Origin of the sequence: Pantoea sp. SS70 (genome assembly GCF_029866845.1) — a bacterium.
Classification (GTDB): Bacteria; Pseudomonadota; Gammaproteobacteria; order Enterobacterales; family Enterobacteriaceae; genus Pantoea; species Pantoea leporis.
The window spans coordinates 461,951-476,661 of the sequence record NZ_CP117200.1 but is presented as its reverse complement, the minus strand read 5'-3'; the positions used below and the strand labels follow the sequence as shown (position 1 = coordinate 476,661).

13 protein-coding genes are annotated in these 14,711 nt (G+C 48.9%); 10 read left to right on the top strand and 3 right to left on the bottom strand.

What is annotated here, in order from left to right; genetic code table 11:
* Positions 1-11: 11 nt before the first annotated feature.
* Together PO881_RS21830 and PO881_RS21825 are read left to right on the top strand one after the other, a co-directional pair.
* Complete coding sequence (locus tag PO881_RS21830) at positions 12-803, top strand: cytochrome c oxidase assembly protein (RefSeq protein WP_280172978.1); 792 nt, start codon at positions 12-14, stop codon at positions 801-803.
* A 137-nt stretch (positions 804-940) separates the two neighbouring features.
* Positions 941-1,840, top strand: coding sequence for a LysR family transcriptional regulator (locus tag PO881_RS21825; protein ID WP_280172977.1), 900 nt, complete (start codon positions 941-943; stop codon positions 1,838-1,840).
* Here PO881_RS21825 and PO881_RS21820 read toward each other — a convergent pair.
* Together PO881_RS21820 and PO881_RS21815 are read right to left on the bottom strand one after the other, a co-directional pair.
* Positions 1,815-2,621 (bottom strand): substrate-binding domain-containing protein, encoded by an 807-nt coding sequence (locus PO881_RS21820; protein ID WP_280172976.1) that lies wholly within the window; start codon positions 2,619-2,621, stop codon positions 1,815-1,817. The genes PO881_RS21825 and PO881_RS21820 overlap by 26 nt on opposite strands.
* A 15-nt stretch (positions 2,622-2,636) precedes the next feature.
* The gene (locus PO881_RS21815) at positions 2,637-3,932 is read right to left on the bottom strand and encodes an MFS transporter (RefSeq protein ID WP_280172975.1); all 1,296 of its coding nucleotides are present in this window, start codon (positions 3,930-3,932) and stop codon (positions 2,637-2,639) included.
* 639 nt (positions 3,933-4,571) lie between these two features.
* Here PO881_RS21815 and PO881_RS21810 point away from each other — a divergent pair.
* The 6 genes from PO881_RS21810 to PO881_RS21785 all read left to right on the top strand — a co-directional run bounded on the left by PO881_RS21810 (position 4,572) and on the right by PO881_RS21785 (position 11,536).
* Positions 4,572-5,558 (top strand): autoinducer 2 ABC transporter substrate-binding protein, encoded by a 987-nt coding sequence (locus PO881_RS21810; protein WP_192235288.1) that lies wholly within the window; start codon positions 4,572-4,574, stop codon positions 5,556-5,558.
* A gap of 246 nt (positions 5,559-5,804) precedes the next feature.
* On the top strand, positions 5,805-7,325 hold the full coding sequence (locus tag PO881_RS21805; RefSeq protein ID WP_280172974.1) for a sugar ABC transporter ATP-binding protein: 1,521 nt from the start codon (positions 5,805-5,807) through the stop codon (positions 7,323-7,325).
* On the top strand, positions 7,318-8,307 hold the full coding sequence (locus PO881_RS21800) for an ABC transporter permease (protein WP_210080148.1): 990 nt from the start codon (positions 7,318-7,320) through the stop codon (positions 8,305-8,307). Before PO881_RS21805 ends, PO881_RS21800 begins: the two co-directional genes overlap by 8 nt.
* A gap of 1 nt (position 8,308) precedes the next feature.
* Complete coding sequence (locus PO881_RS21795) at positions 8,309-9,262, top strand: ABC transporter permease (RefSeq protein WP_280172973.1); 954 nt, start codon at positions 8,309-8,311, stop codon at positions 9,260-9,262.
* A 28-nt stretch (positions 9,263-9,290) separates the two neighbouring features.
* Entirely contained in the window at positions 9,291-10,931 is a 1,641-nt protein-coding gene (locus PO881_RS21790; protein WP_280172972.1) for an FGGY-family carbohydrate kinase, read from the top strand.
* Positions 10,928-11,536: an SIS domain-containing protein gene (locus PO881_RS21785; protein WP_280172971.1), complete on the top strand. Its 609-nt coding sequence runs from the start codon at positions 10,928-10,930 to the stop codon at positions 11,534-11,536. Before PO881_RS21790 ends, PO881_RS21785 begins: the two co-directional genes overlap by 4 nt.
* A 110-nt stretch (positions 11,537-11,646) precedes the next feature.
* Here the strand turns inward: PO881_RS21785 and PO881_RS21780 are convergent, their stop codons facing one another.
* Positions 11,647-11,835 (bottom strand): YjfB family protein, encoded by a 189-nt coding sequence (locus PO881_RS21780; protein WP_110867097.1) that lies wholly within the window; start codon positions 11,833-11,835, stop codon positions 11,647-11,649.
* Positions 11,836-12,459: 624 nt separating this feature from the next.
* On the opposite strand from PO881_RS21780, the gene PO881_RS21775 reads away from it, so the two are divergent.
* Positions 12,460-13,695 (top strand): oligosaccharide flippase family protein, encoded by a 1,236-nt coding sequence (locus PO881_RS21775; protein WP_280172970.1) that lies wholly within the window; start codon positions 12,460-12,462, stop codon positions 13,693-13,695.
* Positions 13,696-13,700: 5 nt separating this feature from the next.
* On the top strand, positions 13,701-14,570 hold the full coding sequence (locus PO881_RS21770; RefSeq protein WP_280172969.1) for an ATP-grasp fold amidoligase family protein: 870 nt from the start codon (positions 13,701-13,703) through the stop codon (positions 14,568-14,570).
* Positions 14,571-14,711: the final 141 nt, after the last annotated feature.

Below are 14,711 nucleotides of genomic sequence, written 5' to 3'. Positions count from 1 at the left end.
CCGTGGATCCCATGATGCATCCTGCGGCGATGCCCCATTCAGTCGCGCTATTTATTCTTTTGGTCATAGCTCCTGCTGTCATTCTCTTTTTTTATTTGATCGCCGCTGTACGTTTACGCCGGGTTGTCCACTGGAGCGCCTGGCGCATGGCCAGCTTCACCGCCGGCATCGTCATGATCGTGGCATCCATGCTGCCGCCTTTGGCTAACTGGGCGCATCATGACTTACGCGGTCATATGTTGCAGCATCTGTTACTTGGTATGTTTGGACCTCTCGGATTGGTATTTGGGGCGCCCGGCTCACTGATATTACGCACTCTATCCGCACGGTGGGCGCGCGCTATGATGACTATTCTCCGCACCCGCCCGATACGCTTTTTAATCCATCCATTTACCGCTGCTTCGCTGGATATTGGCGGGATGTATCTTCTTTATCTCACTCCGTTATATGCGTTGAGCATGGCCATTCCTGCTCTGTTTTTTTTCCTTCATCTGCATTTTGTCCTCTCCGGCTACCTGTTTACCTGGTCTGTTGCCGGGCCCGATCCCGCGCCTCACCGTCCATCGAGAACTGTGCGTCTGGCAGCAATTTTTTTTGCTACGGCCGCTCACGCTATTCTCGCGAAGTTGATGTACGGCTTCGGATACCCACGTGGAACCTTAGCCAGCGCTGAAGAAATTCAGCAGGCTGCGCAGTGGATGTATTACGGCGGAGATATTGCCGAGTTTTGCATTATCATCGGCTTTATTGCCGCGTGGTTCCGGCAACGCAGCACGCTGCCAGAAATGCTGGTGGGGAAATAATGACCATTCCATGACAAAATTATTTGCCAATATGAAAAGTAATAACATTTGTAGGTAAGACGTGGTTACCGTAATCAATAATGTGGCTATCATTGCCCCTTTGAACACCCGCTGGCTCCAAAGGACTGTCTGCTGCTATGCCTGTAAACTTTGACCTTAATGATCTTTATGCCTTCCGTGCGCTGGTTGAATACAGTAATTTTCGGCTTGCCGCTGAGTCCATCTGCCTTTCTCAGTCAGCATTGAGTCGTAGGATTGAAAAGCTGGAATCCGCGTTAGGGATCAAGTTGTTCGACAGAACGACCCGGCGTGTCACGTTGACACTGTATGGACGGACCTTTGCTGAACGCTCAGACCAGCTATTGGCGAATGTTGAACTGGTATTAGCAGATATTAATAAGGTGAGTCAGGATCGTATAGGGCTGGTCACCGTTGCCACTGTACCCTCAGCAGCCTACTATTTTATGCCCGATGTTATCCGCCGTTTCCAGACACGCTTTCCACGAGTGCGTGTGAAAATCATTGATAGTAGCGCTGGAAACGTCATTGAAGCAGTGGCCAGTGGTCAGGCAGACTTCGGCATCTGTTTCGCCAGGGATCTGCAAACCACTATCGAATTTATACCCTTGACGAGCGATGTCTACGTGGCGGCCTGCAGGCGGGATCATCCATTAGCCAATAAAAAAAACCTGACCTGGCGAGAGTTTTATCAGCAGGATTACATTGAGCTGGATAAGACCTCCGGTAACCGCCATCTACTTGATAAGATGCTGGATCACATCGTTCCTGAGCGCCCCAGTATCTGCGAAACCCGTCATGTGACCACCATGCTAGGTATGGTTGAAGCGGGTATCGGCATGGCTGCCGTACCCGCTATGTCAATGCCGATGTCAGAGCATTCAGTACTCACACACCTTTCACTCACTGAGCCGGTGGTAAAGCGTACGGTTGGCCTGATCAGACGCAGTGGCCGTATGCAATCCTACATTGCAGCTGAGTTAGAGAGGTTGATCACTGAACAGTATCGTGTTGTTTAACCGGCAGTTCAGCCGTCACCGATCGCAATCCGGTAGCGCGCACAGTATCTTGCGCCTCAGCCGAAGAGAGGAAGTTCAGTAACGCTTTGCCCTCCTGCCCGTTTGTTGCTTTGGCGGTCACCGCACCGGCAAAACGGGTAACGTATTGCACATCTTCAGGCAGTTCACCCACAAAGGTGACGCCCGGCACAGGTAGCAATTCACTCACTTGTTGGAAACCGACGGCATAAGTGCCTTTAGCCACTTCGGATGCCACCGGAATGCGCTCTACCCTATGCGCTTTTGTTTTTACCTTGTCTTCTATTCCCAGTTTTTTAAACAGTTGGCTGCTGACATAGCGGCCGCTGGCACTGTCAGAATAAGCAATAGATTTGGCCTGCAAAAGGGCATTACGCAGATCTGCATCCGTTTTAATATTTAGTTTAGGCTCACCTTCTTTAACGACCATACCAATTGAAGAGTCGGCTAGCTCAACGCGCGAACCCGGCTGAAGCCAGTTATCCTTCTCCAGGTTTTTCAGCGCATCACCGACCATAATCACCACATCCGCCTTCTCCCCGCGTGCCAGGCGCGCTGGAATCGCCTGAGGCGTTCTCCCCATCGAGGGACCAGAGATCAAAATGATCTTGTCGCCGCTTTTTGCTTCAAATTGTGGGGCCAGTTTTTCCAGCGCCGCTTTAAATCCGCCCGAAATCATAACGGTGACATCTTTGGCCGCCGCTGAAAAACTAACGAAACTCACTAACAGCGTAATGAGAAGTGAACGATGTATTTTTTGCATGATGTCATTCCTGAACTAACCAGCGGTTTGAAGTGATAATGCGCTGCGACGGTATAAATAGAGGGTGGCCAGTAATGCACAAATCGCAGCAAAGCTCATCCAGTAGCCGGGTGAAGCTTTATCGCCGGTGTACTCAATCAGTGCAGTTGAAATGACTGGCGTAAATCCGCCAAAAATAGCCGTAGCCAGACTGTAGGCCAGAGAGAAGCCAGCAACTCGCACTTCTACCGGCATAATCTCTGTTAATGCCGGGATCATGGCGCCGTTATACAGACCGTAAAGTAAGGAGAGCCACAACAGCACTGTCAGCATCATGGAAAAGCTGGGTGCTTCAGCAAGCAGGTTAAGTGCCGGATAAGCAGTCATCAGCGCCAGCATCGCCATGGTCACCAATACAGGCTTACGGCCATAGCGGTCTGACAGGGCTCCCCCAACCGGTAGCCAGAAGAAGTTTGATACCGCAACCAGCAGAGTCACCAGCAGACTGTCAGAAGCGCTCAGCATCAGCACTTTTTTACCAAAGGTAGGGGCATATACGGTGATCAGATAAAACGCGGTGGTGGTCATGGCGACCATCAACATTCCGGCGATAACCACCTGCCAGTTTGCTAACAGCGTTTTAAACACGTCACGCATCGCCAGGTGGTTGCGGCGAGCAGTGAACGCTTCGGTCTCTTCCAGTTTACGGCGCAGAACAAAAATGAACGGAACAATCAGGCAGCCGAACAGGAAAGGCAAACGCCATCCCCACTCGCGAAGGGTGCTTTCTTCCATGGCCGCATTCAGTGCGAAGCCCATGGCCGCTGCCACCATAATGGCCACTTGCTGGCTGCCAGATTGCCAACTGGTGTAAAAACCTTTACGGCCGGGCGTGGCAATTTCTGCCAGATAGACGGATACGCCGCCTAACTCTGCGCCCGCTGAGAAGCCTTGCAATAAGCGACCACACAGCACTAAAAAGGGTGCCCAGAGCCCAATCGTTTGATAAGACGGAATGAGAACAATCAGGAAGGTCCCCGCCGCCATGATCGACAAGGTAACAATGAGCCCTTTACGTCTGCCGACTTTATCAATATACGCGCCCAGCACAATCGCGCCGACCGGACGCATTAAAAACCCTGCGCCAAAGACCGCAAAGGTCATCATCAGCGAAGCAAATTCACTGCTGGCCGGAAAGAAAGTATGGGCGATATAAGTGGCATAAAACCCGAAAAGGAAAAAATCGAATTGTTCCAGAAAGTTGCCAGAAGTCACCCGCAGTATCGCACTGCATCGGGTTCGGGCCGTCATGGGTAGGTTAGAGGAATGCATGTTTATCTCCAGTTTGTCATTAGCGCTTTTACAGCGCCTGCTTCTGCAGACTGGATGAGCAAAACAAACTATATAAGCGCAATAAACTCATGGGTTGATGCGTTTGATGCATTAATCTGCGTTAACAAATTCATTAACAAGCTGCAACGGGCCTTTAACAGCCCCTCACTTCTTAGCGTTACTTTTTGAGGGCTAAAAACGTCATACGTATTTTGTGACAAGGCTCATATCTGGTGAGGATGAAAATGACGGCGGTCGGGAAACGTCGTTTGCGGAATCTTAAAATCGCCAGGAATGCGCTGCTGTTCACATTCCGTGCAAATAAAATTTCTGGCAGCGCCTTCTTCGCTGCAAGAAAGATACGACGCGGTCAAATATTTCTCTTTTGTTAATTTATTGGAGATAAATTGTTAATAAAAATGGCTCATCACCTCTGAAATTCGGGATGCCGGGAAAGGGAAGAGCGTTTATTTACTTTCTATTAACACAAGTAATCTTTAAATTTAACAAAGCTGGGCATTGTTCACATTTTGATCACAATCATGCGAAAACCGGTGTCTCCTTCAGTTAATCTCTGAGTGTGAATTGAATACCAACCGTCCGCTCCCTACTGCAAAACATCATAAGAAAGGTATCGCAATGAAATTTAACCTCGCATTAGTCAGTGCATGTGTGGTTTCAGCATGCATGTTATTCACAACACCCTCTTTCGCCGCTAAGCCTTACGATATTGCCGTGGTCGCCAAAGTCACCGGCATTCCATGGTTTACTCGCATGGAAGTCGGCGTGAAAGAAGCCGCGCAAAAACTGGATGTCAACGCTTATCAAGTCGGCGGCTCCACTCCAGACCCGGCCCAGCAAGTCAAAGTGATTGAAGATTTGATTGCTAAAAAAGTCGACGCCATCATCGTGGTGCCAAACGATGCCAAAGTATTGGAGCCGGTATTAAAGAAAGCGCGTGACCAGGGCATCGTGGTATTAACCCATGAATCGCCGGACCAGCAAATTGGTCAATGGGATATCGAAACCATCGACAGCCAGAAATATGCTGAAGCCAATATGGACGAACTGGCAAAAGATATGGGTAGCAAAGGAGGGTACGCCATTTATGTTGGATCCCTGACTGTGCCGCTGCATAACGCGTGGGCGGATGCTGCGATCAAATATCAGAAAGAAAAGTACCCGGATATGCATGAAGTAACGTCTCGCCTGCCGGTGGCGGAAAATATTGATAAGTCATACTCCACCACGTTGGATTTAATGAAGACCTATCCCGACCTGAAAGGGATTATCGGTTTCGGTTCGCTCGGCCCGATTGGTGCGGGTCAGGCGGTTCAACAGAAACGCGCTAAAAATAAAATCGCCGTTGTTGGTATCGCTATGCCCGCTCAAGCTGCTCCGTATTTAATGCGCGGTGATATTAAGAAAGCGCTGCTGTGGGATCCAAAAGATGCCGGCTATGCCTTAGTAACGGTCGCTGATCAGCTATTGCAGGGTAAAGAAGTCACCAAAGATCTGACTATTGAAGGGCTGGGGAAAGCCGACGTAGATATGGATAAAAAAGTCATTCGCTTTAATAAAATTCTGGAAGTGACACCAGAGAATGCGAAATCACTTGGATTCTGATCAGGCTTTTTAATTCAGGTATTTTCCGGAGACAGATTATCTCCAGCGCCACACCAGGCTAAGAGAAATAAATACGGCGTTGTATGTTGTGCCGTATTTAGATCTCGACTCAGACATGAAAATTTATACCCAAAATAATTCCAGCCAAGGCAAAGTTGCCAATGAGAAAATGTAACTCATTGATTCAATTAAAACTGTGCAGCCAACGCCCACTGGAATTACAAAGGATATGCTTAAGGATCGGTGATGAATACGCTTAATACGTCCCCTGCCCCTTATGAGGCCTTTATCAGCCTTGAAAGAATCAGCAAAAAATTTCCCGGCGTACTAGCATTAGACAATGTCAGCCTGACGTTAAATAAAGGCGAAGTGCATTGCCTTGCTGGTCAAAATGGCTGTGGCAAAAGTACCATCATTAAAGTCATTTCTGGTGTTTATCAGCCGGAAAAAGGCGCGGCCATTACGCTGGACGGAAAACTATTTCATACTCTTACGCCCCAGCTCTCTTCGTATTACGGCATTCAGGTTATTTATCAGGATTTGTCTTTATTTCCCAACCTGTCGGTAGCCGAAAACATTGCCATTCACCGTTATTTACCCGGCGGAGATTTTTGGGTACATCGCGAGGCAATGCGCAAAAAAGCGGTGGCAGCGATGCAACGGGTCGGCGTCTCTCTGGATCCGGATCGTAAAGTCGAAAAGCTGTCGATCGCCGATCGCCAATTAGTCGCCATATGCCGCGCTATCGCCGCTGACGCCAGTTTAGTGATTATGGATGAACCGACCGCATCGCTGACTCGTACTGAAGTGAATGGTCTGTTGCGCGTGGTGAATGAGCTCAAAGCCGCCGGTATCTGCGTGGTGTTTGTCAGCCACCGTCTTGATGAGGTGATGGAAGTGGCCGATCGCATCAGCGTGATGCGCGACGGCAAACTGGTTGGCACCTATCCGGCCAGCGAACTCGACAGTAATGAACTGGCGTTCCTGATGACCGGACAACGTTTTACCTACAGTCATCTGCCGCATCGTGCGCCAGCCAACGTAACGCCACTCCTTGAAATCAGCCAACTAAGCCGCAATGGTCAGTATCAGAATATTTCACTGGCGCTGCGCCAGGGTGAAATCACCTCGATTATTGGCCTGCTCGGTTCGGGCCGGACGGAACTCTGTCTGAGCCTGTTCGGCATGAGCCAACCAGATAGCGGAGAAATTCGCGTTAACGGCAATGTGGTGCAATTCCACAGTAACCGCGACGCCATCCGTCACGGCATTGCTTATGTGTCAGAAGACCGTCTGACGCAGGGTCTGATCATGGAACAATCGATTTATGACAACACGCTGGTGTCCATTTTCGACAAGCTGCACACCGGCGCAGGATTAATGGACCATCAGAAAGCCGCAGCGGTGGTGAGGGACCTGATCCGCGATTTGAACATCAAAGTCTCGGATAGCCAGTTACCCGTTAAAACCCTTTCCGGCGGTAACGCGCAGCGGATCGCCATCGCCAAATGGGTAGCAACACAACCCCATATTCTGATCCTCGATTCGCCGACCGTCGGCGTAGATATTGCCAACAAAGAGGGAATTTATCGCATCGCTCGCGATTTGGCGGAATCTGGCATGGCGGTGCTGATGATTTGCGATGAAATTCCGGAAGCGTATTACAACAGTCATCGCGTGCTGGTGATGCGCAAAGGCGAACTGGTAGCGGAATTCGCGCCGCACCAAAGCAGCGAAGCGCAGATTGCGGAGGTGATTAATGGATAATAAATCTCTGTCGAAACTGTTTTCCCAGCACGAATTCTGGCTGGGATTACTGGTTCTGCTGCTGGTGATTGGCTTAAGCGTCGGCACCAGTGAATTTATGACCCTGGGTAACCTGACTGACGTCGCCACCAGTTACGCCATTCTTGCCATTCTGGCCTGTGGTCTGTTTGTGGTGTTAATTGCCGGGGGCATCGACATCTCTTTCCCGGCCATTACCTCAATCGGTCAGTACGTGATGGCCAGTTACATCATCCATCACGGCGGTAGCTTTCCACTGGCATTTGCCCTGTCGATGGGCAGCGGGTTGCTGCTCGGGCTGGTCAACGGTTTTCTGGTGTACTGGCTGCGCGTTCCGGCCATCATTATCACCATTGCCACGTTAAACCTGTTTTACGGTCTGCTGGTGTATGTCACCAATGGCACCTGGTTATACGGGTTTCCCGACTGGTTTATGAACGGTATTAATTGGTTCTCCTTTACCGCCGCCGACGGTTACGACTATGGCCTGACACTGCCGCTGCTTAGCTTGCTGGGCGTGATCATCGCCACCGGCGTGTTGATGAACCGCACACGCGTGGGGCGCCAGATTTATGCTATGGGCAGCAACCGTGACGCTGCGTCGCGTCTCGGCCTGAACATCCTGCGACTGCATTTTTATGTATACGGATTTATGGGATTGCTGGCGGGTATAGCGGCCGTGGTTCAGGCACAAATCACCCAGTCTGTCGCGCCTAATTCCCTGCTGGGTTATGAGCTGACGGTGCTGGCGGCGGTGGTATTAGGCGGCACCAGCATGACCGGCGGCCGTGGTTCGCTGACCGGCACCATTCTGGGGGTAATGCTGCTGGCCTTCCTGCAAAATGGTATGACCTTGCTGAGCATTTCATCTTACTGGCATCAGGTTTTCAGCGGCGTGATCATTTTGGTCAGCATCAGCAGCACCGCATGGAATGAAAAACGCAAACTGGCAAAGGGAATGTGACATGACAACCTTAAACCGCTTCTTTCCTGGCGATCGCATCATCCGCTTGCAGTTACTGATCATCGTCGCCGTTGCCGTGCTGTTCTCGTTCACGCTGGGCGGCAGTTTTTACAGCATCGGCAATTTCCAGTCGATCTCCTCTCAATTACCGATTCTGGGCATGCTGGCGCTGGGTATGGGTATCACCATGCTCACCGGCGGTATCAATCTGTCGGTCATTGCCGGAGCCAATGCCTGTTCGCTGGCGATGGCGGCCATTCTGGTGGCGCACCCGAACCAGCCAGAATATTTCGCGCTGGCGATGCTCGCGGGTCTGGTCATCGCTGTGCTCATTGGCGCGCTCAATGGCGCACTGATCGCCTATATCGGTGTTTCGCCGATTCTGGCGACCCTCGGTACCATGACGCTGATTGGCGGGCTGAATATTCTGCTAACCAATGGTGCTGTGATTTCCGGCTTCCCGGCAGCCATTCAATATCTCAGCAACGGCAGCCTGCTCGGCATTCCGGTTGCGCTGCTGTTATTCCTGCTGGTGGCGCTGCTGTTGTGGGTGTTACTGGAACATACCACGCTGGGACGCAGCCTCTATCTGATGGGTTCCAACGAACAGGCCACGCGGTTCAGTGGTGTCAATACCCACAAAGTTACTCTCGCGGTGTATGTGCTTTCCGCGCTGCTCGGATGGGGCGCGGCACTGCTGATGATGTCCAAATTCAACTCGGCCAAAGCAGGCTATGGCGACTCCTATTTGCTGGTGACCATTCTGGCTTCTGTACTCGGTGGAATTAATCCCGACGGCGGGTTTGGCCGGGTCATCGGACTGGTACTGGCGTTGATCGTCCTGCAAATGCTCGAGAGCGGCCTTAACCTGATGGGCGTTAGCAGTTATCTGACCATGGCGCTGTGGGGTTGCGTTCTGATCCTGTTTATCGCTCTGCAAAACAGAAAATCATAAGCGAAAGATTTTTACGAAGGGAAAAAACATGGCGACATATTTTATTGGAATAGACGTAGGAACCGGCAGCGCCCGCGCAGGCGTCTTCGATATGACCGGCCGCATGGTCGGCCAAGCCAGCCGTGAGATCACGCTGTACCGCCCGAAAGCCGATTTCGTCGAACAGTCTTCCGATGAGATTTGGCAGTCTGTCTGTAACGCCGTAAAAGACGCGGTTAATCAGGCAGATATCAATCCTATTCAGGTGAAAGGCATCGGTTTTGACGCCACTTGTTCGCTGGTGGTGCTGGATAAAGAAGGTAAACCGCTGACCGTCAGCCCTTCCGGGCGAAGCGAGCAGAACATTATTGTATGGATGGATCACCGTGCTATCACGCAGGCAGAACGCATCAATGCCACCGGCCACCGCGTGCTGGAATTTGTCGGCGGAATCATCTCACCAGAAATGCAGACGCCAAAACTGCTGTGGCTGAAGCAACACATGCCGACGACCTGGAGCAACGTCGGGCATCTGTTCGACCTGCCTGATTTTCTTACCTGGCGCGCCACGCAGGACACCACGCGTTCGTTGTGCTCCACCGTCTGCAAATGGACGTATATCGGTCACGAAGACCGCTGGGACTCGAGCTATTTCCGCCAGATCGGTCTGGAAGATTTGATGGAAAACAACGCGTCGAAAATCGGTAGTGAAGTAAAAACCATGGGTGAGCCGCTGGGGCATGGATTAACCCAGCGCGCCGCTGCAGAAATGGGGTTGATTGCCGGTACGGCGGTCAGCGTCTCCATTATTGATGCCCACGCGGGTAGCCTTGGCATTCTGGGTGCCAGCGGCGTATCCGGCGAATCAGCGGATTTCGATAATCGCATCGCGCTGATTGGCGGGACGTCCACCGCTCATATGGCAATGTCGCGTAGCGCGCGCTATATCGGTGGGATCTGGGGGCCATATTATTCGGCGATTCTGCCGGATTACTGGCTGAATGAAGGCGGACAATCGACTACCGGCGCGTTAATTGATCATGTCATTCAGTCACACCCGTGTTATCAGGATTTGCTCAAACAGGGCAAAGACAGCGGCAAAACGATTTATGAAATTCTGAATGGTATTTTGCGCAAGATGGCGGGTGAGCCAGAAAATATCGCGTTCCTGACCAAAGACATTCATATGTTGCCCTATTTCCACGGCAACCGCTCACCGCGTGCCAATCCAACACTGACGGGCACGTTGACTGGCCTGAAATTGTCTCGCACGCCGGAAGACATGGCGCTGCATTATCTCGCCACCATTCAGGCGCTGGCGCTCGGCACTCGTCATATTATTGAAACCATGAACCAGAGTGGTTATTGCATTGATACCATGATGGCGAGTGGTGGCGGCACTAAAAACCCGATTTTTGTGCAGGAGCATTCCAACGCGACAGGTTGCGCAATGCTGTTGCCGGAAGAGAGTGAAGCGATGTTGCTCGGCAGCGCCATGATGGGCACCGTTGCAGCGGGTGTCTATGATTCGCTGCCAGAAGCCATGGCTGCTATGAGCCGCATTGGTAAAACCATCACACCACAGACCAACAAAATCAAAGAGTATTACGATCGTAAATACCGCGTATTCCACGAGATGTATCACGACAGCATGAAATATCGTGACCTGATGCAGGGGAAAACCGAATGAATGCGGAAGAAGAATTTACTCAGGCATGTCAGGCCTGGCAGACCTATAGCGAGGAATTACTGGCGTTACAACGTAATCTTGATGCCGAAACCTGGCACCAGCTCCTGATGCTGGTTACCGGATGTCACGGTAAAATTGTTGTGACCGGTGTTGGCACCTCGGGCATTGCCGCGCGGAAAATCGCCCATATGCTGGCGTGCGTCGAACAACCGGCAGTGTACCTCAACGCTACCGATGCAGCCCACGGTGACCTGGGATTTATGCGCAACAACGACCTGATGATCCTGATTTCACGAGGCGGTAATTCTGAAGAACTGACGCGCCTGCTGCCGACGCTTAAAATCAAAGGCGTTGCTATCATCAGCGTGACGGAAAACCTGGACTCAGCGATTGCCGACGCCGCTACGCTGGTGGTGAAAACGCATATCCAGCGGGAGATCGACCCGCTTAATATGCTGGCTACCACTTCTATCGTGCTGGTACTGGCGGTGTTCGATGCGCTGTGCTGTAACATCATGCTGCGTAACGGCTTCGATCAGCAGCGGCTGCTCAACGTCCATCCGGGTGGAAATGTCGGCAAAATACTGCGCGAACAGGATATGTGATCGACACCTTCACCCTGTAATTTCTTCCGCTAATAACATGCCAACACTATTTAATCATTTGGGGAGTGATACCAGATCGACATCACTCCATAAAACCGTTAATGCTGACTTCAGGCAGTGGTATTAATGTTGCGCCCAATTGCAGGGTTTGCAGGCAACTGAGGAATCGAATCCAGAATGCCGCTCGCCATCGATTGCTGATTATCTAATGTCTTTTTCAGTACTAACGTGCTTATTTTATTAGCCAGTTCCATGTTATCAAGGCCTGTAGCCAGTGATGTAATTTGTGATACATCCATCTTGCTCTCCTGATTAATACGAATATTGAGTACAAAAACAGCTTTTAAAAGCCAGAAACGTTTATCGGCATTTGCACGCATTACTTTAACCTTCACTCGTAAGGCGATTCCGCAGAATCACCCCTCAAGCCACCCACCGCATTATGAATGTCTGCGCTACCTCAACGCATAGGCCAGCACCACAACAAAGCTCAGCTGCAGCAGGCTGTAAGCCACAGCGGTACTGACGTGGTCAGAAATCAGCCCCATGAAATAGGGCATAATCGCGCAATGAATTGCGCCGCTACACTGTGTGCTCTCGTTAATTAGCCCCGTTAAAGAAAATCATGATCATCATCACAATATACAGAGTCGAACACAATTAAATAATGGACTCAATATTTGAAAACGCACGTCATTAATCTGATTAATAAAAAATCCCTTCACTAATTGGATATCAGCAGCCACACTGTCAACCAATTAATTTAGCCTGCAGGATAAACAGTAATATTGGGTGTTTTTTATATGAATATTTCGCAATAAAACACAACATAAATGCATATAGAAGAAAGCTTCAATTTTTGCGGATGGCTTGTAAACAGTCCTTAACGCTATCAACACAGCTCTGTAGATGAGAGACATGCAATGTACTCTAACTCAATATGGATCATGTTAGAAAAGTCAGTCAATATCATCGGGCTACTATATATTAATGCGCTGATGGCAAAATACGTTGGCCCTGAAGACTATGGCAAAATAAACATTTCAACTTCTCTGTTTATATTTGTGCAAACGCTATCGTGGTTTGGCGGTCAGAACATCATCTTTAAACGCATGAGTGAAAAGAGTAAGTCTGGGATCGCATTAGCGATACACACACAAAATCAACGGCGATTTTTCTTCCTCCTGTCATCAAGCGCGGTGTTGATCTACCTCTACTTATTCACTGATATCATTGTGTTTCTATTTGGTTTGGCCAACTGTATTGCCACTTACTACATTGTGATGGACTTCTTTTCCATCTACAACAACACGCAATTAAAATCAAAAATAAACACCATCACCAATGTGATCGGCTTATCTGTTGCCTTGTTGATTCGATTCTCAATTTCATACTTCAAAATGCCCGTGTACTACTTCACCATTCCTATTATTATCATCCCGCTCATACCTTATTTCCTGCGTCTTATCTATTTTAACTACACCACAAAAGTAAATGAGAATCGTAAAGGCGCCGGAATGTATAACCGTCATATGTTATTCACCGGCGGTGCGCTGATTTTATCAAGTCTATCGGCTGACATCTATACGCAGATATCGAGCATTTTTTTGGCAAAAATCCTTTCTTACTCAAATCTGGGCGTGTATAGCGTCGCGTTAACTTTAGGAGGTGCCTGGTCATTTATCGTATTGGCATTAATAACAAGCTTCTTCTCAAAGATATACAGTGAAAAAGATCAAATCACCGTTGAAATGCTACTCATTAAAATCAACCGAATTGTCATCTTGTGTTCGCTTATAGCGCTAGCTGGATTCTACTTTTTTGGTGAATACTTCATCCATTTGCTGTATGGCGATAAGTATATGGATTCCGTGAGTATCATTCCTATCATTATCATCGGCACTATGTTCTCTGCATTAGGTACAATTTGTTATCGCTATATGATCAAAGAGTCCGGATACAGTTACCTGGCTAAAAAGATGTTTTTATGTTGTGTCTTAACCATACCGCTTTCATGGCTAATGATTAATTCCTTCGGCATTAATGGGGCCGCATACTGTTTTTTGATCGTTGAGATTATGTCTTGCACTTTACTCAATTACTTCTTCAGAAATAAAACAATCATCAAAATGCATCTTAACATTTTCAAACTGAGATAATTTTAATGAAAATGATAAAACACACAGTCAAATCAGCGTTAAAAATCAGCGCATATATGTACCCAGAATTTTGCGCTAAAACACATTACTATATTAAGTTCAAGAAAAAGCTGAACTTAACCAATCCAATCAATTTCAATGAAAAAATTCAGTGGCTCAAATTCAATGAGTTAAATGGCGATATTTATACCTTGTGCGCGGACAAGTATAAGGTTCGGGAGTATGTGATAGCGAAAGGGTGTGGTGAAATCCTGAATGAACTCTACGGCGTGTATGATGACCCAATGGATATTGACTACCGCGCATTACCCAATAAATTTGCTCTTAAGTGTAACCATGGCGCAGGTTACAACATAATCTGTGATAGCAAAGCATCACTGGACATTGAAAAAACCAACAAGCAACTCAGTAAGTGGATGAAGCAGGATTTCTCCTCCCATTTCATTGAGCCGCAGTATAAGAAAATTGACCGCAAAATCTTATGCGAAAAATACATTGAGAATGAACGTGGTGGGTTTCCAGAGGATTATAAATTTTACTGTTTCAATGGAAAACCTTATGCGGTAATGGTGTGCATGGAGCGGGAGAAAGGCACACCTAAATTCTATTATTTTGATATGAACTGGCATCCGCTTCCCTTTGAAGATACTGTTGAATTAATCAATACCAACAGCTATCCCAAAATGCCGGAAGGTTTCAATAACATGAAAGAGTATGCGGTTAAACTGGCCGCTGATTTTAAATTTGTTCGTGCTGACTTCTACCTTCTCAACGGTAAGGTTATTTTTGGCGAATTGACATTTACGCCCTCTGCGGGCCTCGATGTGACACTGCAGGAAGCCGATGCTATTTTAGGCAGCCAGCTAAAGTTGTAGTTTGAAAGTGATTGATTTACCAACTTTCGTAACAGGTGCGCATCAATGCGCACCCTACAAAAACCTTGCCAAACTGCCTAAGGGTCGCCATTGGTGGCGACCGATGCATACGCCACCCATCCCTGACAACCAAGCCTGCCA

Coding starts and splice junctions, on each gene's coding strand:
- PO881_RS21830 (WP_280172978.1), top strand. CDS start 12: ATGATGCATCCTGCGGCGATGCCCCATTCAGTCGCGCTATTTATTCTT.
- PO881_RS21825 (WP_280172977.1), top strand. CDS start 941: ATGCCTGTAAACTTTGACCTTAATGATCTTTATGCCTTCCGTGCGCTG.
- PO881_RS21820 (WP_280172976.1), bottom strand. CDS start 2,621: ATGCAAAAAATACATCGTTCACTTCTCATTACGCTGTTAGTGAGTTTC.
- PO881_RS21815 (WP_280172975.1), bottom strand. CDS start 3,932: ATGCATTCCTCTAACCTACCCATGACGGCCCGAACCCGATGCAGTGCG.
- PO881_RS21810 (WP_192235288.1), top strand. CDS start 4,572: ATGAAATTTAACCTCGCATTAGTCAGTGCATGTGTGGTTTCAGCATGC.
- PO881_RS21805 (WP_280172974.1), top strand. CDS start 5,805: ATGAATACGCTTAATACGTCCCCTGCCCCTTATGAGGCCTTTATCAGC.
- PO881_RS21800 (WP_210080148.1), top strand. CDS start 7,318: ATGGATAATAAATCTCTGTCGAAACTGTTTTCCCAGCACGAATTCTGG.
- PO881_RS21795 (WP_280172973.1), top strand. CDS start 8,309: ATGACAACCTTAAACCGCTTCTTTCCTGGCGATCGCATCATCCGCTTG.
- PO881_RS21790 (WP_280172972.1), top strand. CDS start 9,291: ATGGCGACATATTTTATTGGAATAGACGTAGGAACCGGCAGCGCCCGC.
- PO881_RS21785 (WP_280172971.1), top strand. CDS start 10,928: ATGAATGCGGAAGAAGAATTTACTCAGGCATGTCAGGCCTGGCAGACC.
- PO881_RS21780 (WP_110867097.1), bottom strand. CDS start 11,835: ATGGATGTATCACAAATTACATCACTGGCTACAGGCCTTGATAACATG.
- PO881_RS21775 (WP_280172970.1), top strand. CDS start 12,460: ATGTACTCTAACTCAATATGGATCATGTTAGAAAAGTCAGTCAATATC.
- PO881_RS21770 (WP_280172969.1), top strand. CDS start 13,701: ATGAAAATGATAAAACACACAGTCAAATCAGCGTTAAAAATCAGCGCA.